Origin of the sequence: Sphingopyxis sp. Q841, from assembly GCF_052384365.1 — a bacterium.
Classification (GTDB): domain Bacteria; phylum Pseudomonadota; class Alphaproteobacteria; order Sphingomonadales; family Sphingomonadaceae; genus Sphingopyxis; species Sphingopyxis terrae_A.
This window is the reverse complement of record NZ_JBQSUM010000001.1, coordinates 658,758-678,257: the sequence shown is the minus strand read 5'-3', so window position 1 is coordinate 678,257 and position 19,500 is coordinate 658,758. Positions and strand designations below refer to the sequence as shown.

The 19,500-nt window shown below is 67.1% G+C and carries 19 protein-coding genes and 2 riboswitches; all 19 genes read left to right on the top strand.

Going from position 1 to position 19,500, the window contains the following annotated elements:
• The first annotated feature begins 7 nt into the window (after positions 1-7).
• The 19 genes from murG to ACT17R_RS03265 all read left to right on the top strand — a co-directional run bounded on the left by murG (position 8) and on the right by ACT17R_RS03265 (position 19,460).
• A complete protein-coding gene (murG, locus tag ACT17R_RS03355; RefSeq protein WP_186402671.1) occupies positions 8-1,186 on the top strand; it encodes an undecaprenyldiphospho-muramoylpentapeptide beta-N-acetylglucosaminyltransferase in 1,179 nt (392 codons plus the stop codon).
• Positions 1,186-2,616 carry a UDP-N-acetylmuramate--L-alanine ligase gene (gene murC, locus ACT17R_RS03350; RefSeq protein ID WP_186402672.1) on the top strand — a complete coding sequence of 477 codons (1,431 nt, stop codon included), beginning with the start codon at positions 1,186-1,188 and terminating at the stop codon, positions 2,614-2,616. Before murG ends, murC begins: the two co-directional genes overlap by 1 nt.
• Complete coding sequence (murB, locus tag ACT17R_RS03345; RefSeq protein ID WP_062900559.1) at positions 2,613-3,512, top strand: UDP-N-acetylmuramate dehydrogenase; 900 nt, start codon at positions 2,613-2,615, stop codon at positions 3,510-3,512. Before murC ends, murB begins: the two co-directional genes overlap by 4 nt.
• Positions 3,509-4,435, top strand: coding sequence for a D-alanine--D-alanine ligase (locus tag ACT17R_RS03340; protein WP_062900558.1), 927 nt, complete (start codon positions 3,509-3,511; stop codon positions 4,433-4,435). The genes murB and ACT17R_RS03340 overlap by 4 nt, the downstream gene beginning before the upstream one ends.
• 10 nt (positions 4,436-4,445) lie before the next feature.
• Positions 4,446-5,384, top strand: coding sequence for a cell division protein FtsQ/DivIB (locus ACT17R_RS03335; protein ID WP_444808991.1), 939 nt, complete (start codon positions 4,446-4,448; stop codon positions 5,382-5,384).
• A gap of 5 nt (positions 5,385-5,389) precedes the next feature.
• The gene (ftsA, locus tag ACT17R_RS03330; protein ID WP_003040016.1) at positions 5,390-6,646 is read left to right on the top strand and encodes a cell division protein FtsA; all 1,257 of its coding nucleotides are present in this window, start codon (positions 5,390-5,392) and stop codon (positions 6,644-6,646) included.
• Between the two features lie 152 nt (positions 6,647-6,798).
• Positions 6,799-8,238 (top strand): cell division protein FtsZ, encoded by a 1,440-nt coding sequence (gene ftsZ, locus ACT17R_RS03325; RefSeq protein WP_186402676.1) that lies wholly within the window; start codon positions 6,799-6,801, stop codon positions 8,236-8,238.
• A gap of 57 nt (positions 8,239-8,295) precedes the next feature.
• Entirely contained in the window at positions 8,296-10,044 is a 1,749-nt protein-coding gene (locus ACT17R_RS03320) for an SPOR domain-containing protein (RefSeq protein ID WP_444808990.1), read from the top strand.
• A complete protein-coding gene (locus tag ACT17R_RS03315) occupies positions 10,041-11,213 on the top strand; it encodes a deoxyguanosinetriphosphate triphosphohydrolase (protein WP_444808989.1) in 1,173 nt (390 codons plus the stop codon). Before ACT17R_RS03320 ends, ACT17R_RS03315 begins: the two co-directional genes overlap by 4 nt.
• Complete coding sequence (locus ACT17R_RS03310) at positions 11,206-11,862, top strand: NAD-dependent dehydratase (protein WP_444808988.1); 657 nt, start codon at positions 11,206-11,208, stop codon at positions 11,860-11,862. The genes ACT17R_RS03315 and ACT17R_RS03310 overlap by 8 nt, the downstream gene beginning before the upstream one ends.
• A gap of 58 nt (positions 11,863-11,920) precedes the next feature.
• Positions 11,921-12,020: riboswitch (glycine riboswitch) on the top strand.
• A riboswitch (glycine riboswitch) is annotated at positions 12,021-12,140 on the top strand.
• Between the two features lie 53 nt (positions 12,141-12,193).
• A complete protein-coding gene (gene gcvT / locus ACT17R_RS03305) occupies positions 12,194-13,348 on the top strand; it encodes a glycine cleavage system aminomethyltransferase GcvT (RefSeq protein ID WP_062900553.1) in 1,155 nt (384 codons plus the stop codon).
• Between the two features lie 3 nt (positions 13,349-13,351).
• Complete coding sequence (gene gcvH, locus ACT17R_RS03300; protein WP_062900552.1) at positions 13,352-13,723, top strand: glycine cleavage system protein GcvH; 372 nt, start codon at positions 13,352-13,354, stop codon at positions 13,721-13,723.
• A 45-nt stretch (positions 13,724-13,768) separates the two neighbouring features.
• Positions 13,769-14,584 carry a glycosyltransferase family 2 protein gene (locus ACT17R_RS03295; protein ID WP_062900551.1) on the top strand — a complete coding sequence of 272 codons (816 nt, stop codon included), beginning with the start codon at positions 13,769-13,771 and terminating at the stop codon, positions 14,582-14,584.
• Between the two features lie 3 nt (positions 14,585-14,587).
• Complete coding sequence (gcvPA, locus tag ACT17R_RS03290; RefSeq protein WP_186402680.1) at positions 14,588-15,946, top strand: aminomethyl-transferring glycine dehydrogenase subunit GcvPA; 1,359 nt, start codon at positions 14,588-14,590, stop codon at positions 15,944-15,946.
• Complete coding sequence (gene gcvPB, locus ACT17R_RS03285; protein ID WP_444808987.1) at positions 15,943-17,490, top strand: aminomethyl-transferring glycine dehydrogenase subunit GcvPB; 1,548 nt, start codon at positions 15,943-15,945, stop codon at positions 17,488-17,490. Before gcvPA ends, gcvPB begins: the two co-directional genes overlap by 4 nt.
• Positions 17,490-17,834 carry a hypothetical protein gene (locus tag ACT17R_RS03280; RefSeq protein ID WP_062900548.1) on the top strand — a complete coding sequence of 115 codons (345 nt, stop codon included), beginning with the start codon at positions 17,490-17,492 and terminating at the stop codon, positions 17,832-17,834. Before gcvPB ends, ACT17R_RS03280 begins: the two co-directional genes overlap by 1 nt.
• Positions 17,835-17,846: 12 nt before the next feature.
• Positions 17,847-18,296: an ABA4-like family protein gene (locus ACT17R_RS03275; RefSeq protein ID WP_444808986.1), complete on the top strand. Its 450-nt coding sequence runs from the start codon at positions 17,847-17,849 to the stop codon at positions 18,294-18,296.
• A gap of 7 nt (positions 18,297-18,303) precedes the next feature.
• A complete protein-coding gene (locus tag ACT17R_RS03270) occupies positions 18,304-18,828 on the top strand; it encodes a CcdC protein domain-containing protein (RefSeq protein WP_062900546.1) in 525 nt (174 codons plus the stop codon).
• Entirely contained in the window at positions 18,825-19,460 is a 636-nt protein-coding gene (locus ACT17R_RS03265) for a DUF938 domain-containing protein (protein ID WP_062900545.1), read from the top strand. The genes ACT17R_RS03270 and ACT17R_RS03265 overlap by 4 nt, the downstream gene beginning before the upstream one ends.
• Positions 19,461-19,500: the final 40 nt, after the last annotated feature.

Genomic DNA, 19,500 nt, shown 5'->3' with positions numbered 1-19,500 from the left:
CCCGGCCATGACCGCGACGCGCCACTATCTACTCGCCGCCGGAGGCACCGGCGGCCATATGCTGCCCGCTTATGCGCTGGCGGGTGAACTGATCGCGCGCGGGCACCGCGTCGCGCTGGTCAGCGACGACCGCGGCCTCAGGATTCCGGGCGCGCCGGCCGAGCTGGAAACGCATGTTCTGCCCGCCGGCCGCGTTCAGGGCGGTCCCGTCGGCTGGGTGAAGGCGGCGCTGGCGATCCGCAAGGGGCGCGCGATGGCGATCGACCTGATCCGCGATTTCGACCCGGCGGTGGTCGTCGGCTTCGGCGGCTATCCTTCGCTGCCCAGCCTGCTCGCGGCGCGCGCGACCAAGACGCCCAGCGTCATCCACGAACAAAATGCCGTGCTGGGCCGGACCAACCGGCTGATGGCGGGACGGGTCGATGCGATTGCGGTCGCCTACCATCATATCCGCCGTTTCCCGCCCGCCTGTGCCGACAAGCGCCACCTGATCGGCAATCCGGTGCGCGAGGAAATTATCGCGATCCGCGAGGACGGCTATCCGCCGCTGCCCGAGGACGGCATCGTTCGTCTGCTCGTCGTCGGCGGCAGCCTGGGCGCCACGGTGCTGAGTGACGTCGTTCCCGCTGCCGTCGCCATGCTCCCGCGCGCGCTGCTCGACCGCTTGCAGGTGGTCCAGCAATGCCGCGAGACTGACATCGAAACGGTGCGCGCCAAATATGCCGCCCTTGGCGTCGCGGCCGAGTGTGCTCCCTATATCACCGATTTTCCCGAGCGGCTGCGCTGGGCGCACCTCGTCATAGCGCGGGCGGGGGCGTCGACCGTCGCCGAGCTGGCCTGCGCCGGCAGGCCGGCGGTTTTCGTGCCCTATCCGCACGCGATGGACGATCACCAGACCTATAATGTCGGCGATCTCGTCGCGGCGGGTGGCGCGATCTCGATCCAGCAGAGCGATTTCAATCCCGCTGCGCTCGCCAAGCATATCCAGCGCATGGCGCTCGAACCCGGCGCGCTCGAAGAAGCTGCCGACCGGGCGGCGAGCTGCGGCCTGCCCGATGCGACCCGTGACCTTGCCGACCTTGTCGAAAGCTTTGCCGCGCCGCCGATGATGGATGTCATCCGCGTCGGTGCCGGCACCCAGCGCGCCGCTTCGGGTGTCGCCGCCGCGCGGCGGGAGGCGAACTGATGCGCGGCGTTGCGACCGATATCGGCATCATCCACTTCATCGGGATCGGCGGCATCGGCATGTCGGGCATCGCGGAGGTGATGCACAACCTTGGCTATCAGGTGCAGGGCAGCGACATTGCCGACAGCTATGTTGTCGAGGGCCTGCGCCAACGCGGCATCAAAGTCGCGATCGGGCACGAAGCCGCGAACGTCGATGGCGTCGCCGTGGTTGTGACCTCGACGGCGGTGAAGCGCGGCAACCCCGAGGTCGAGGCCGCGCTCGCGCATCGCATCCCGATCGTCCGCCGCGCCGAAATGCTCGCCGAGCTGATGCGCCTCAAATCCACCGTCGCGATTGCGGGCACGCACGGCAAGACGACGACGACCAGCCTGGTCGCCGCCTTGCTCGATGCGGGCGGCATCGACCCGACCGTCATCAACGGCGGCATCATCAACAATTACGGCTCGAACGCGCGGCTCGGTGCGTCGGACTGGATGGTGGTCGAAGCCGATGAAAGCGACGGCAGCTTTCTGCGCCTCGACGGGACGATCGCGGTCGTCACCAACATCGATCCCGAACATCTCGATCATTATGGCAGCTTCGACGCGATCAAGGACGCGTTCGTCGAGTTTATCGAAAATGTGCCCTTCTATGGCGCGGCGATGCTCTGCCTCGACCATCCCGAAGTGCAGGCGATCATCCCGCGCATCCGCGACCGCCGCATCGTCACCTATGGCTTTTCGGCGCAGGCCGACGTGCGCGGCACCAATGTGACACCGGGGCCCGACGGCAATCGCTTCGACGTCGTCGTGCGCGACCGCGACGGCAATAGCCGTACGATCGAGGGTATCCACCTGCCGATGTCGGGGCGCCACAATGTCCAGAACGCGCTCGCGGCGATTGCGGTCGCGCTGCACATGGGCGTGTCGGACGAAAATATCGCGTCGGGCTTCAACGGCTTTGCCGGGGTCAAGCGCCGCTTCACCAAGGTCGGCGAGATTGCAGCCGGGGACGGCATCGTGACGGTGATCGACGATTATGCCCATCATCCGGTCGAGATCCGGGCCGTGCTGTCGGCAGCGCGCGAAGGTGCCGGGGCGGGACGCGTCGTTGCCGTCGTCCAGCCGCATCGCTTTACCCGCCTGCGCGATCATATGGACGATTTCCAGCAGGCCTTTAACGACGCGGACATGGTGCTCGCACTGCCCGTTTATGCAGCGGGCGAAAGCCCGATCGAGGGCGTGTCGTCGGATGCGCTGGCGCAGGGGCTGCGCGACCGCGGTCATCGCCATGCATCGACCGTTGCCGACGCCGGCGCGCTCGCTGCAACGATCGCCGACGCGATCCGCACCGAAACGCTCGGCGCGGGTGACATGATCATCTGCCTCGGCGCAGGCGACATCACCAAGATGGCGGCGGGGCTGGCGAGCGCGGTGGAGGCGGTATGAGCACCGCCGATACGCTTCCGGCGGTCCGCGGCAAGCTAACCGCAAAGGCGCCGCTGGCGCCGCTCGTCTGGTTCAAGTCGGGCGGTCCTGCCGACTGGCTGTTCGAGCCGAAGGACGCCGATGATCTTGCCGGTTTCCTGCGCGACCTCGATCCCGCGATTCCGGTGATGGCACTCGGCCTTGGCTCGAACCTCATCGTTCGCGACGGCGGCTTTCCGGGCGTCGTCGTCCGGCTCGGCAAGGCCTTTGCTAAGGTCGAAGCCGTCGACGCGACCAGCTTGCGCTGCGGAGGCGGTGCCTCGGGCATCCTCGTCTCGTCGACCGCGCGCGACGCAGGGATCGCGGGGATGGAGTTCCTGCGGTCGATCCCCGGCACCGTTGGCGGCTTCGTGCGGATGAACGGCGGCGCTTATGGCAGCGAGGTCAAGGACATATTGGTCGAGGCCGACATCGTCTTGCGCTCGGGCGAGCGCCGGACCTTGCCGCTTGCCGATCTGGGCTACACTTATCGCCACAGCGAATTGCCCGAAGGTGCGGTCGTCGTGGGCGCGACGTTCCGCGGGCGTCCGGGTGAACCCGAAGCCATCCAGGCCGAAATGGACCGCATCTCGGCGAGCCGCGAGGCGTCGCAGCCGCTGCGCTCGAAGACCGGCGGCTCGACCTTCAAGAACCCCGACGGTCGCAAGGCGTGGCAGCTTATCGATGAGGCCGGTTGCCGCGGTTTCGCCATCGGTGGCGCGCAGGTGAGCGAGAAGCATACCAATTTCCTGATCAATACCGGTGCGGCGACGAGCGCCGACATCGAAGCGCTCGGCGAGGAAGTCCGCCGCCGGGTGAAGGCGAAGAGCGGCATCGAATTGCAATGGGAGATTCAGCGCGTGGGAGTGGCGAAGTGAGCCGGGGTCCGTGGCATGTCGCCGTGCTGATGGGCGGCTGGTCCGCCGAGCGCGAAGTGTCGCTGATGAGCGGCAAGGGCGTTGCCGACGCGCTCGAAAGCCGCGGGCACAAGGTCACGCGCATCGACATGGGCCGCGATGTGGCGCAGCGGCTTGCCGAAGCGCGGCCCGATGTCGTCTTCAACGCCCTCCACGGCGTTCCGGGCGAAGACGGCACCGTGCAGGGCATGCTCGACCTGATGGGCCTCAAATACACCCACAGCGGGCTCGTCACGTCGGTGATCGCGATCGACAAGGAATTGACGAAACAGGCGCTGGTGCCGCATGGTATTCCCATGCCGACGGGGACGATGGTCGACAGCGAAAGCCTGTTTTCAGCCGATCCCTTGCCGCGCCCCTATGTCCTGAAACCCGTCAACGAAGGATCGTCGGTCGGCGTCGCGATTGTCAAGGACGACAGCAACTACGGCAACCCGATTGCGCGCGAAGCTGTGGGGCCGTGGCAGGAGTTCGATCGGCTGCTCGCCGAGCCTTTCATCAAGGGGCGCGAACTGACCGTCGCGGTACTCGGCGATGAGGCGCTCGGTGTCACCGAACTGCGCGTGAAGTCGGGATTCTACGACTATGACGCCAAATATACCGACGGTCTGACCGAACATGTCTGTCCTGCCGATGTCCCCGCCGACGTTGCGCAGCGGATGAAGCATCTGGCGGTCGAAGCGCATCGCCTGCTCGGCTGCAAGGGCGCGTCGCGTTCCGATTTTCGCTGGGACGACGAGCATGGACTTGCGGGCATTTTCCTGCTCGAGGTCAATACGCAGCCGGGGATGACACCGCTCAGCCTCGTGCCGGAACAGGCGCGCGCCATCGGCATGGACTATGCCGAACTCGTCGAACGCATCGTGGGGGAAGCATTGGCATGAGCAGCGGAGTATGAGCAGCACCAGGATCAAACGCGCGAAGGCGCCGCCGCGCCGTCCGTCGCGCGCGCCCAAAAGGCGCCGGTCGGTCAAGCAGTCGCGCCTCAACATGGTCATCAACGCCTTGCCGATCAGCCCGGCGCAGCTTCAGCGCGTCGCCAACTGGACGATCGGTATCGGCCTGGCGGGCGTGCTGGTGCTCGGTGCCGAGGTGACGGGTGTGACCGCGAAAATCCACGAAGAGTGGGCGCAGGCGGTCGGGCGCGCCGGATTTCAGGTAAAGAAGGTCGAAGTGGTCGGTGCCGATCGCATCGACCGGCTGAAGGTTTATGATATCGCGCTGGCGCAGAAGGACCGCTCGATGGCCGCGGTCGAGCTTGACGATGTGCGCCGCGACCTGATGCAGTATGGCTGGATCAAGGATGCGCGCGTGTCGCGCCGCCTGCCCGATACGCTGGTCGTCGATATCGTCGAGCGCACCCCGGCAGCGATCTGGCAGAATGACGGCCGACTGTCGCTGATCGACGACAGCGGGGTCGTCCTGGAACCCGTGACGGTCGCGACCATGCCCGACCTGCCGCTCGTCATCGGCCCCAATGCCAATCGGCGCGCGCAGGATCTCGACGCGCTGCTCGCCGAGGCCAGTTCGCTCAAGGAACTGCTCGCGGGCGCGACCTGGGTCGGCAACCGCCGCTGGGATCTGCGCTTCCGCAGCGGCGAAACGCTGTCGCTGCCCGAAGGCGATGCCGAAGCGAAGGCGGCGCTCGCGAAATTCGCGCACATGGACGGGGCGAACCGCCTCCTTGGCCGCGGCATCCTGCGTTTCGACATGCGCGACCCCAGCCGTTTCGTGCTACGCATGCCGCACGAAGGGCAGGTGGCGCCGTCGAAGATCGACGACGCGCGTGCCGCCGCCGACGAGGTGTCGGCGGGTCAGGCGAACGAGGGATAGAAGCGATGGCGCCGCCGCGCATCGAAAAGATTATCACCGCGCTCGATGTCGGGTCGTGGAAGGTCTGTGCGCTCATCGCGGGCCAGACTGCCGACGGGCAGTTGCACGTGCTCGGCACCGGCCAGCGCGAAAGCCGCGGCGTCCAGCGCGGCTATGTCGCCGACATGGAGCAGACCGAGCATATCGTGCGCGAGGCGATCGAACAGGCCGAGCGTATCGCGGGTCTCAATATCGACGACGTCTGGGTCAGCTTCTCGGCGGGCAGCCTCTTGAGCGACGTCGCCCCGATCGAGAGCGAATTGGGCGGTCACCGCATCGAACAGGAAGATATCGACGATCTGCTCGCCGCCGGGCGCGCGGGGATCGATCCCGAAGGGCGGATGATCCTGCACGCGCAGCCGGCGCTCTACACGCTCGACGGGTTGACCGGCGTCAAGAATCCGATCGGCCTGCACGCCGACCGGCTGGGCGTCGACATCCACATCATCATGGCCGACGGCGCCCCGGTGCGAAATCTGGAAGCCGCGGTGCGGCAGGCGCATCTCGACGTCAATGCGGTGGTCGCCTCGCCGATCGCGGCGGGGCTCGCCTGCCTGTCGGAAGAAGAACGCGACCTTGGCGTGGCGCTTGTCGAGCTCGGCGCGGCGGTGACGACGGTATCGCTCTATGCGGGCGGAATGCTCGTCGAGATGGTTTCGCTGCCGTTCGGGGCGAGCGACATCACCGACGACATCGCCTCGGCCTTCGGTATCCGGCGCAGCCAGGCGCAGCGGCTGCAGAGCTTCTACGGCTCGGCCTCGGCCAGCCCGCGCGACAACAATGATTTGATCGAACTCGATCCCGGCGCGCCCGCGGGCAGCGATGCGCCGCGCATCACGCGCGCGCAGCTGATCTCGGTCATTCGCCAGCGGCTCGACCAGATGATGGGCGACATCGGACGGACGCTGAAGGATCTTCACTTCGTCGGCCCGATCGGCCGCCAGGTCGTGCTCGTCGGCGGGGGCGCCGATCTGAAAGGCATCGCCGATTATACCCAGATCGCACTCGGCCGGGCGGCGCGCGTCGGGCGACCGCGCGGCTTGCACGGCCTGCCCGATGCCCATTCGGGACCGGCTTTCGCGACGCTTGCCGGTCTGGTTCTTTATGCCGCATCCGATCCCGTGGATCTGCGCGACCTGCCCACGATGGCGCAGGATGTGTACCGTCCCAAGGGGTCGTCGATCATCAACCGACTTATCACCGCGCTGAAGAGCAGTTTCTGACGCGCGGTTGCGCGAAAGGTTAATTTTTTGGGTGATTCCGGCGTCACAATAGTGCAATGCGATAAATCAATGACGGGCGGCCGGACTACCGCCCGAATGGGTCGCAAGGTGAGGGAAGCGGCGTTGGTCCGCCGCTACAGGGAGATTGGTTGATGAGCATCAATATTGGCCCGCCGCAGGTCGATGAACTGAAGCCGCGTATCGCCGTGATCGGCGTCGGCGGCGCGGGGGGCAATGCCATCGCGAACATGATCGCGGCGAAGGTCGAGGGCGTCGATTTCGTCGTCGCCAACACCGACGCGCAGGCGCTCAACGCCTCGCCGGCGGAGCGTCGCATCCAGCTCGGAACGCAGATCACCCAGGGTCTGGGTGCGGGTTCGCGTCCCGAAGTCGGCCGGGCGGCGGCCGAGGAAAGCATTGCGCAGGTCGAAGAGGCGCTGAACGGCGCGCATATGTGCTTCGTCGCGGCCGGCATGGGCGGCGGCACGGGCACCGGTGCGGCTCCGGTCATCGCCAAGGCGGCCCGCGACCGCGGCATTCTGACCGTCGGCGTCGTGACCAAGCCCTTCACCTTCGAGGGCAACCGCCGCATGCGGTCGGCCGAAGCCGGCATTGCCGAGCTTCAGGACCATGTCGACACGCTGATCGTCATTCCCAACCAGAATCTCTTCCTGGTCGCCAACCCGAACACGACCTTCAAGGAAGCCTTCACCATGGCGGATGAAGTGCTCCAGCAGGGCGTGCGCGGTATCACCGATCTGATGGTCATGCCCGGCCTCATCAACCTCGACTTTGCCGACGTGCGCAGCGTGATGCGCGAAATGGGCAAGGCGATGATGGGCACCGGCGAAGCCGAAGGCGACGGTCGCGCGCTCGAAGCTGCGCAGAAGGCGATCGCCAACCCGCTGCTCGATGGCGTGTCGATGGCGGGCGCGAAGGGCGTGATCATCTCGATCACCGGCGGCGAAGACATGCGCCTGATGGAAGTCGACGAAGCGGCGAACCATATTCGCGAACTCGTCGATCCCGACGCCAACATCATCTGGGGCAGCGCCTTCAACGAAGGGCTGGAAGGCAAGATTCGCGTATCGGTTGTCGCGACCGGCATCGACGGTTCTGGCGACGCGGCGGCTCCGGCGGCACCGGCGGCGCGCAGCTTCTCCTTCGCCCCCGCGCGCAGCCCGGCGCCGGCGCCCTTTGCCGAGGAGCCGGTCGAGGCGGCGGCTGTGGAAGCGCCGGTCGAAGCTGCGGAACCCGAAGTCGACACCGACCCCGCACCGGGCTTCTCGCTGGGCGATGCTCCCGCGGCCGAAGCACCGGCGCCGGCCGAGGAAGAGCCGATGGAACTGTCGCAGGTCGCCGCGACCTATGACGATACCAGCGACGAGCTCGTACTTGATGCACCCGAACCGGCGCCCGCGCCGGCTGCCGACCCGGCCCCCGCGGCCGAGCCTGCGCGGCCGATCGGTGGCGGCACCTTGTTCGAACGCATGTCGCGTCTGTCGCGTGGCGGTTCGGCCCCTGCCGAAGAAGGCGACAAGGAAGACGGAGTCGATATTCCGCGCTTCCTGGGCCGTCAGAACAACCAGTAACAGGGTTCATCGCGGCCGCCCGATGGGCAGGCGGCCCGAACACGGGATGATTTGCCCATGCGGCGATCCATATTGACGGCGGGGCCGCGGCGCGTTCGACTTCATGTCGGCGCGCTCGGCCTGCTGTTCCTGTCCGCTGCCCCCTTCGCAGCGGCGCATGCATTTCAGGTGACGCCGCCCGATGCGGCCACCAAGGCGGCGATGGAAAAACGCACCGCCGCGCGGACGATGCTGTCGTCGGCGATCGCTCGGCTCGCCTCGAACGCCGCCGACAGCGCCGCGCTGCTTGATGCCGGACGCGCTTCGATCGAGCTGGAGGATTATCGCGCCGCGCTCGGCTTTCTGACCCGTGCCGAGCAGGCGAGCCCGCGCGACGGCGGGGTCAAGGCGGCGCTCGGGTCGGCGATGCTCCATCTCGAAAAGCCGTCGCGGGCGCTCGACTATTTCGGCGAGGCGCAGCTTCTCGGCGCCCCCGAGCGGCTATTCCTTGCCGACCGCGGGCTTGCGCGCGATTTGCTGGGCCAGCAGGATGGGGCGCAGCGCGATTATCAACTCGCCCTGTCGATCGCGCCGAGCGACGAAGTGATCCGCCGCTATGCGATCTCGCTCGGCATCACGGGGCAGGCCGACCGCGCGATTCAGCTCCTCACGCCGCAGCTTCGCACGCAGGACCGTGCCGCATGGCGGTCGCGCGCGATGATCCTAGCGATCAACGGCCGCAATGACGAGGCGACCGAGATCGTCAAGGCGACGATGCCGGCGCTGCTGGCGCAGAGCATTTTGCCCTATCTAACCCAGATGGACCGGCTCAATCCGGCGCAGCAGGCCGCCGCCGCGCATTTCGGGCGCTTCCCGGCTGGCGAACTTGGCCCGGTGCGCAAGCCCGTGCAGATCGCTGCGGCCGCTCCGGCCCCGACACCAGCGCCTTCCCCGACTTCGACGCCGAGCAAACGGCGCGCCGACAAGGGCAAACCGGTGCAGGTGGCCACTGCCACGCCGCCACCGGCGACGCGACCGGCTCCGACGCTGACCCCGAAGCCGACACCTGCGCCCACGCCAGCGCCTGCGCCGACCTTGGCGCAGCCGCCAGCCGCCGTGCCGGTGCGCCGTGCTGATACACCGTCCGTCCCGGCAGCGAAGCCTCCCGCGCCGACACCGGCGCCAGCGGCGGCCCAACCGGTGGGCGTCGCGGTGAACAGCGGTGCCGGTCCGGTCGGTCCGGGCTTCTCGCTGAGCGATGTCGGCCAGCCGCCGGCCGCTGCCGCTGCGCCGCCGTCGGCGACGACCACGCCAGCGCCGAGTGCTGCGGCTCCGCTCGCCTCGTTGGCGCAGATCGTCAGCTCGATCGAGATTCCGCCCGAGGAGCTTGAGCGCACCAGCGGCGCGGTCGGCGCCGATACGCTTGCCAAGCTGGTCGAGGACAAGCGCAAGGCAGATGCCGCCGAAGCGGCAAAGCGCGAAAAGGAAGAAGCCGCGGCCAAGGCCAAGGCGGAGGCCGACGCCAAGGCGAAGGAAGAGGCCGCGAAGAAAAAGGCCAATCCCTCGCGCATCTGGGTGCAAGTTGCGGCGGGGTCGAACCAGAAGGCGCTCGCCTTCGATTTCAACCGCTTCGCCAAAAAGAATGCCGCGCTGTTCAAGGGCAAGGATGGCGGCTCGACCGAATGGGGCCGCACCCGCCGCCTGCTCGTGGGGCCGTTCAAGGACAAGAAGGCGGCTGCCGACTGGCTCGCGCAATATAAGAAGGCGGGCGGCGATGGTTTCGTCTTTACCAGCGATGCGGGGCAAGAGGTCGATCTCTTCAAATGACGTTGTCGGCCTGTGCGAGTGACCCCAGGGCGACACGCGGACGCCGCCATGACGAACCGGGCCGCGTCGTGCGCGGGCCGCGCGATGCCTTTCAGCGCGACCGCGACCGCATCATCCATTCGATCGCTTTCCGCCGGCTGCGTCACAAGACGCAGGTCTTCGTCGCGCCCGACGGCGACCATTATCGCGTCCGGCTGACGCACAGCATCGAAGTCGCGCAGATTGGTCGCGGAATCGCCCGGGCGCTGGGGCTGAACGAAGATCTGACCGAGGCCTTGTGCCTTGCCCATGACATCGGTCACCCGCCCTTCGGTCATGCGGGCGAGGACGCGCTGAAAGCGGCGATGATGGCGCATGGCGGGTTCGATCATAATGGGCACACGCTGCGCACGCTCGCGCGGCTCGAATGTCCCTATCCGCGCTTCGATGGCATCAATCTGACGTGGGAGACGCTGGAGGGGTTGGCGAAGCACAATGGTCCGGTGCGTCACCCCGGCTGGGCATTGGCGGAAATCGACGCGGAATTTCCGCTCGACCTGACGAGCCATGCCAGCCTGGAGGCGCAGGTGGCGGCGGTCGCCGACGACATCGCGTACGACAATCACGACATCGACGACGGCCTGCGCGCGGGACTGCTGACGATCGACCAGTTGATGGCGCAGCCCTTCGTCGCCGAGAATTTCCGCCTCGTCGAAGCCCGCTTTCCGGGCGCGCCGCGCGACCGGTTGCTGCGCGAGCTGGTGCGCGACCAGATCGGCGTGATGGTCAACGACGTGATCGCCGCGACCAAGGCCAATGTCGCCGATGCGGGGGTGGAGAGCGTAGCGGAAGTGCGCGCGGCGGGCCGCACGCTCGGCGGCTTTTCGAATACGCTGGCGCGGCAGGAGCGCGATCTCAAACGCTTCATGTATGCGAACCTCTATCACCATCCGTCGCAGATCGCGGCCGCCGACGCGGCGCGCACCGTCGTTTCGGGGCTGTTTGCGGCCTACAGGGACGATCCTGCGCTGATGGGCGAGGAATGGGCATCGCGGCTGCCCGATACGGACGGGGCGACGGTGCGCCACATCGGCGACTATATTGCCGGGATGACCGACCGATTCGCGATCGATCGCTTTGCTGAGATGAATGGGCGGGCCGCGGTGCCCGAGGCGCTGGCGCATGTCTGATGCCGCACCCCGCGCGCTTCTGATCGGAGCGACGGGGCTTGTCGGACAGGCGGTTGCCCGCTGCGGCCATTCCCTGCCGCTTACCCTGCTGGCGCGCCGCTTGGTCGAGGCGGGGGCCGGCCATCGCGCCATGACCGCCGATCCGGGCGAATGGGCCGAGATCATCGCGGCGGAGCGACCCGGGATATTGATCTCCTGCCTCGGCACCACGATCCGCCAGGCGGGGTCGCAGGACGCGTTTCGCGCGGTCGATCATGATCTGCTGCTCGCCTGCGCCCGTGCGGCGAAGGCGGCGGGGACGGCGCACATGATCGCGGTCAGCAGCGTCGGCGCGGCGGCGCATAGCGCGAACTTCTATCTGCGGACGAAGGGTGAGGTGGAGGAGGCGCTGCGCGCGCTCAATTTCCTGCGGCTCGACCTGATGCGCCCCGGCCTGCTCACCGGCGACCGGCGGGGGCCGAAGCGGATTGGCGAGGGGCTGGCGATGCTTGCCGCGCCGTTCACCGACGCGCTGTTGCACGGATCGCTGCGCCGCTATCGCTCGATTCCGGCCGAAACGGTGGCGCGCGCGATCGTAGCCGCGGCGTCGCTCGCGGCGCCTGGACACTTCGTCCACGAAAATGACGCGATGCAACAGCTCGCCGATTGACTCTGCCGAAGGCGAGCGCCAAGGCTCAGGCGTCTGTCGAGCCTCTCCAAGAGATTCGACCGGCCACGCGGGAGAGCGCGGGGGCAGGGAAACCGGCCGTCGCCACCGAAGGAGCAACCGCCCCGGAAACTCTCAGGTCAACGGACCGCGCGGCTGGAACGGACACTCTGGAAAGCGTTCGGGCGTCGCCCGGACCACCGAAGGGGTAACTCCATGCCGACCCGTCATCGTGGGCGCATGGACGAAAACTCTCAGGTTCCCGTGACAGAGGGGGCGTGGCGAAGGAACGGCATCGGGCCGCGCCGCGTCATGTCAACGACGGGAGGCCGATATGAGCGAAACCGAAGAAATGGCCGAAACGGTCGCGATCGAAACGCTTCCGCTCGACGCCTGGCACCGTGCAAGGGGCGCGCGGATGGTCGAATTCGCCGGCTATTACATGCCGATCCAGTATGACGGCATCATGGCCGAACATCTGTGGACGCGCGACAATGCGGGTCTGTTCGACGTCAGCCACATGGGGCAGCTCGTGTTCAGCGGCGAAGGCGCCGCCGAAGCGCTCGAGGCGCTGGTTCCGGGCGATATTTCGGCGTTGAAGCCGGGGCGGATGCGCTACTCGCTGCTGCTCGCCGACGATGGCGGCATCCTCGACGATCTGATGGTCACCAATACGGGGCATGGCCTCTACATGGTCGTCAATGGCGCGGTGAAGTGGGACGACATCGCGCATCTGCGCGAACATCTGCCCGACGAGATCGAGATGAACCTGCTCGACGAACAGGCGCTGCTTGCGCTGCAGGGGCCAAAGGCCGCGGCCGCGCTGACGGCGCTCGGCGTGGTGCCCGAATTTTCCGATATTCTTCCCGTCGATCGCCTCGTCTTCATGCAGGCCGGCCCCTATCTGTGGGGCGACGTGCGGCTGGGGATCAGCCGTTCGGGCTATACCGGAGAAGACGGGTTCGAAATTTCGGTGCCGGCGAGCGACGTCTCGGCCCTCGCCGATGCGCTGTGCGCGCAGGAGGCGGTAAAACCGATCGGCCTCGGCGCGCGCGATTCGCTGCGGCTCGAAGCGGGATTGCCGCTTTACGGCCACGACCTCGACGAAGGCATCGACCCCGTCGAGGGCGATCTGGCCTTTGCGATCAGCAAGCGCCGCCGCGAGGAAGGCGGCTTTCCGGGCGCCGCGCGCATCCTCGGCCATCTTGCCGATGGCAGTCCGCGCAAGCGCGTCGGCCTGACCGTAGATGGCAAGATGCCGGTGCGCGAGGGCGCCAAGATTTTCGACGGGAACCGCGAAGTCGGTGTCGTCACCTCGGGCGGTTTTGCGCCGAGCGTCGGCGCCCCCATAGCGATGGGCTATGTGCCCACCGGCCTGTCCGAGCCCGGCACGGCGCTCGCCGCCGAAGTCCGCGGCAAGCGCGTCGCCGTGACGGTGACGCCGATGCCCTTCGTTCCACATCGTTACGTGCGCAAACAGGGAGGCTGATCGATGCCGCGTTTTTATACCGAAGAGCATGAATGGATCGATGTCGATGGCGATGTGGCGACGGTCGGCATCACCGACTTCGCGCAGGGCCAGCTCGGCGATATCGTCTTCGTCGAGGTTCCCGACACCGGCGCCGAACTGTCGAAGGGCGGCGACGCCGCGGTGGTCGAATCGGTGAAGGCGGCGAGCGACGTCTACGCGCCCGTCGATGGCACCGTCACCGAAGGCAACGGCCAGCTTGAGGAGGACCCCGCGCTCGTCAATTCGGACCCCGAAGGCGAAGGCTGGTTCTTTCGCATGACGCTCAGCGACAAGAGCCAGCTCGACGGGCTGATGAATGCGCAGGCGTACAAGGAATTCATCGCCGATCTGTGATCGCAAACTCCTTCCGGTCGCGGGAGGGGGAAAGGCCGCAAGACCATGACGGACCCTGCGCTTGCCAATTGCCGCCTGATGGTGGCGACGCCCATCTATGACGGGGCGCAGGGTAGCTATGTCCGCGCGCTGCTCGACCTTGCGTTACGCGCGCAGGCGATCGGCCTGACGGTGCGGTTCGAGTTCATCCTCTACCAGCCGTCGGTGACGCGCGCGCGCGACATGCTCGCCGCGATCTTCGCGGAAAGCGACTGCACCCACATGCTGTTCGTCGATGCCGACATCGACTTCGGCGCCGAGGATGTATTCGCGATGCTGCGCGCGATGGTCGGCCGCGACGATTGCGCGATTCTGGGGGCTGCCTGTCCGCGGCGGATGCTCAACTGGCGCAATGCGGCGCTGGCCGCCAAAGCCGGGCTGGGTGACGCCGATCCGGCGGCGCTCGGGCGCTTTTCGGGGGAGTTTGCGCTGCATTTCCTGCATCCCGACCAATCCTTCGCGCTCACCGATCTGGTCGAACTGACGCGGGTCGGCAGCGGGATGATGATGATCCGCCGCGACGTGTTCGACAGGTTGCGCGCGCGTCATCCCGAACTGGTCTTCCGCACCGATCCCGCCGAGCGCGCCGCGCACGGGATCGGCGAGGAGGCCTATGCCTATTTCCTGCCGATGATCGAACCCGACACGCGGGCGCAGTTGTCGGACGATTATGCCTTTTGCCGCCGCGTGCGCGATGCGGGGCTTCGCATCTGGCTCGCCCCCTGGGTGAAGACCACGCACAGCGGGCCGGCGATCTTTACCGGATCGCTTCCCGATCTGGCCCAGCTTCTTGCCATAAAATCAGCTTCTTCGACGGAGTAGTTCATGCGTTACCTCCCCCTCACGCCCGATGACCGCAGCGCGATGCTCGCGGCGGTCGGCGCTGCCTCGATCGACGATCTGTTCGTCGACGTGCCTGCCGAAGCGCGGCTCGACGGCCCGATCGCCGGCCTTCCCGGTCATGCCAGCGAACTGGCGGTCGAGCGCCATATGGCAGCGCTCGCGCGACAGAATCGCGCCGCCGGCGACGGTCCCTTCTTCCTCGGTGCGGGCGCCTATCGCCACCATGTGCCCGCGAGTGTCGACCATCTGATCCAGCGCGGCGAGTTTCTGACTGCCTACACGCCCTATCAGCCCGAAATCGCGCAGGGCACGCTGCAGATGCTGTTCGAGTTCCAGACGCAGGTCGCGCGTCTTTTCGGCACCGACGTCGCCAATGCGTCCATGTACGACGGCTCGACTGCCTGCTGGGAGGCGATCGTGATGGCGCGGCGCATCACCAAGCGCGGCAAGGCGTTGCTCTCGACCGGCCTCCATCCGCATTATCGCAGCGTCGCGCGGACGATGGCGAAATATACCGGTGACCAGCTTGTCGACGGCGACCCGACGCTTGAAGCCGGTACCGACTGGGCCGCGCTCGCCGCCGCTATCGACAAGGATACAAGCTGCGTCGTCGTTCAATATCCCGATATATTGGGCCGCATCGACGACATGAGCGCGCTCGCTACGGCATGCCAGGCGGCCGGTGCGCTGCTGATCGCGGTCGTTACCGAACCCGTTGCCCTGGGCCTCATCAAGTCGCCGGGCGAGATGGGCGCCGATATCGTGGTGGGCGAGGGGCAGGCGATCGGCGTCGGGCTCCAGTTCGGCGGTCCCTATGTTGGCCTGTTTGCGTGCAAGACGAAATATGTCCGCCAGATGCCGGGGCGGCTGTGCGGAGAGACGGTCGATGCCAATGGCAAGCGCGGCTTCGTTCTGACGCTGTCGACGCGTGAGCAGCATATCCGGCGCGAGAAGGCGACGAGCAATATCTGCACGAATGCAGGGCTTTGCGCGCTGGCCTTCAGCATCCACATGACCTTGCTCGGCGAAGCGGGGTTGCGGCAGCTTGCCGGCATCAACCACGGGCGCGCCAGGGTGGCAGCGGCCGAACTGGCGCAAGTACCGGGCGTGTCGGTCGTCAACAGCGGCTTCTTCAACGAATTCACGCTGCGGCTGCCCGTCGACGCGCGCGCGACGGTTCACAAGCTCGCCGAAAAGGGCGTGCTCGGCGGCGTGTCGCTCGGGCGCCTTTATCCTGACAATGACGCGCTGGCGAACGGCCTGGTCGTCGCCGTCACCGAAACCGCGACCGAAGAGGATATCGCCGCCTTTGCCGCGGCGCTGAAGGAGGTGCTGGCATGACCGCGCCCAACCCCGCCGGCTGGCGCCCCGAAATGCACGGCGCTGGTGGTGCCGCCGATACCGCGACATTTACCGGCAACCGCGCGCTGATGCTCGAGGAGCCGTTGATCTTCGAGATCGGCTCGACCGCGACCACCGGCGTCGACTTCGACGAGGCGGCGCCCGCTGCCGATCTCGGCGCGCTGATGCGCCGCGATCCCATCGGCCTGCCGGGGCTCAGCGAGTCCGAAACGGTGCGCCACTATACGCGCCTGTCGCGCCAGAATTATGCGATCGACCTCGGCCTCTTCCCACTTGGCAGCTGCACGATGAAGCATAACCCGCGCCTCAACGAAAAGGTCGCGCGGATGCCGGGCTTTGCCGACGTGCATCCGCTCCAGCCGCAGGAAACGGTGCAGGGCGCGCTTGCGGTCATCAACGAACTCGCGGTGTGGCTGATCGAACTGACCGGCATGTACGGCGTCGCCATGTCGCCCAAGGCGGGCGCGCACGGCGAGCTTTGCGGGATCCTGTGCATCAAGGCGGCGCTCGAAGCGCGCGGCGAGGACCGGCGGGTGCTGCTCGTCCCCGAAAGCGCGCATGGGACCAATCCCGCAACAGCTGCCTTTGCCGGCTTCACGGTCGAGGATATTCCGGCGACCGCGGAGGGGCGCGTCGATCTCGCGGCGCTCAAGGCGCGGCTCGGCCCCGATGTGGCGGGCGTGATGATCACCAACCCCAACACCTGCGGCCTGTTCGAACGCGACATGAAAGCGATTTCGGACGCGGTGCACGCGGTGGGCGGCTATGTCTATTGCGACGGCGCCAACTTCAACGCGATCGTCGGCAAGGTTCGCCCCGGCGACCTTGGCATCGACGCGATGCACATCAACCTGCACAAGACCTTTTCGACCCCGCACGGCGGCGGTGGTCCCGGTTCGGGGCCGGTCGTGCTGTCGAAGGCGCTCGCGCCCTATGGCCCGATCCCCTATTCGGCGCGCTACGCCGACGGGTCTTTCAAGCTGGTCGAGGAAGAAAGCGCGGGCGCCGAGCACCCCGACACCTTCGGTCGCATGACCGCCTTCCACGGCCAGATGGGCATGTTCACCCGCGCGCTGGCCTATATTCTCAGCCACGGGGCCGACGGGCTGAAGCAGGTCGCCGAGGATGCGGTGCTCAACGCAAACTATATCCTGCGCAGCCTGGAGGATGTGCTCGATGCGCCCTTCGCCGCGTCGGGACCATGCATGCACGAGGCGCTGTTCAGCGATCGCGGGCTTGCCGAGGGCTTCTCGACGCTCGACATCGCCAAGGGACTGATCGACGAAGGCTATCACCCGATGACGGTCTATTTCCCGCTCGTCGTCCACGGCGCGATGCTCGTCGAACCCACCGAGACCGAATCGAAGGCGGTGCTTGACCAGTTCGTCGGTGCGCTGCGCAGCATCGCGCTTCGCGCAAAGAACGGCGATCCGGCGCTCAAGTCGGCGCCGCATTTCGCGCCGCGCGCGCGGCTCGACGAGACGCTGGCGGCGCGCAAGCCGGTGCTTCGCTGGGAGGATTGATGCGCGCCGCGGGCGAGGATGAAAGCGGTGCCGCGCCGCGCCGGGGCGGCTGCGGTCTCGCCGCCGCCTTGTCGCTCGTCGTCTTCGCCGCGATCTGGCTGGCCGCGGTAACCGGCTACGGCCTTGTCGCCGAACAATGGGAAATCGTCCGGCCCCGCCGCGCGCTCGCGCACCACTGGGTGTTCGGCTATGCGCCGCTCATCGCGCTGGGTTTCGCGCTGCTCACCGCCTTCGTCGTGATGCGGCGGCGGGCCGCGGCGCGAATGACGCTGCTGATTTTGTCGGCGGGGCTGGTTGCATTGTTCGGCGGAATCATCTTTCTCGGCGTCGGCGGACTGATCTGAAGGGGAGAAGCGATGAGCTGGGATAGCGTTTTCCTGCTGGCCAATTATTGGGCGATCGGTGGCTGGCTGCTTCTCGCCTTCGCGCCGCGCGGGCCGAAAGTGCTGGCGCTGATCCTCTATGCCGGGGTCTTCCTGCTCTGCCTCGCCTATGCCGTGATGCTCGGCGGCTTCCTCTCCGGCACGATCGATGCCGGCGGAACCGGCGGCGGCAATTTCACGACGCTGGCGGGGGTGATGAAATTATTCGACAGTCCCGGCGGCGCGACGCTCGGCTGGACGCATTATCTGGCCTTCGACCTGTTCACGGGCATGTGGATTGCCCGCGATGCCGATGCCAAGGGTTTCAGCCGGATCGTCCAGTTCCCTTTCCTGTTCCTGACGCTGATGGTCGGGCCGGTCGGGCTGCTGGCGTGGCTGATCGTGCGCGAACGTCGCGCGCGGACGCAGGCAAAGGCGAAGTGAGGCGGTCATGAACGCCGGAACCGCCCCGTCGCCGCTGCTGCATTATCTGATCCCCGCCGGGGTCGTTCTGCTCGTGCTGTTCTTTAGGCTGCGCTCGGTCGGCAAGGCACGGCGGTTGCGGCTCGAACGCCTGTGGATATTGCCGACCTTCTACGCGCTGTTGCTGGGCTTCATTTTCTGGAACGCTCCGCCGCACGGACTGGTGTGGATATGGTGCCTTGTCGCGCTCGCGGTCGGCAGCGGCCTCGGCTGGATGCGCGGCAAGTTGATGCAGGTTGCGGTCGATCCCGACACGCATGAACTCAGCCAGACCGTGTCGCCCGCAGCGTTGCTCTTCTTCGTCGCGCTCATCTTCATCCGGGGTGTGTCGCGCAACATGGCCGAAGGCGTCGCCGGCCACGGACAGGCGGGGTTGATGGCCGTTACCGATATCCTGATGGCCTTCGCGCTCGGCTTCATCGTTTTTCAGCGGGTCGAGATCGCGCTGCGCGCCCGGCGCCTGCTCGCGGCAGCGCGTTCGTCGCGGCGATGAAGGGGCCGTGGACGCCTTCGGACGGCGGCGAGGGCGACAAGCGCCATGCCCCCGCAACCTTGCGCAATCGCGACACGATCGCCGCGGTGCTCGGCGACTGGCTCCCCGCGTCGGGCACGGTGCTTGAGGTGGCGAGCGGTTCGGGCGAGCATGCCGTCCATTTCGCCGCCGCCTTCCCGAAGCTTGACTGGCAGGCGAGCGACCCCGACCCAGCCGCGCTCGCCTCGATCGCGGCCTGGAGCGCCGAGGCAGGGCTGCCGAACATCGCCGCGCCGCTGCACCTCGACGCATCGGCGCCGGACTGGCCGCTGGGACATGCCGATGCCCTCTTGTGCATCAACATGGTGCATATCAGCCCGTGGGCGGCGACGCTGGGCTTGTTCGCGGGGGCGGCGCGATTGCTGGGATCGGGCGCCCCTCTGATCCTTTACGGCCCTTATCTCGAAGCCGATGTCGCGACCGCCGACAGCAACCTTGCCTTTGACGAGAGCCTGCGCAGCCGCAATCCCGCCTGGGGGCTGCGCGAAGTGGAGGCGGTCGTCGATGCGGCCGCGCCGCACGGATTTGGCTTAACCGAGCGCCGCACCATGCCGGCGAACAATTTGATGCTGCTGTTCCGCAAACACAGCTGAGTCCGGCGGCGCGCCCAAGCTGTCACTGCTGTCAGGTTGG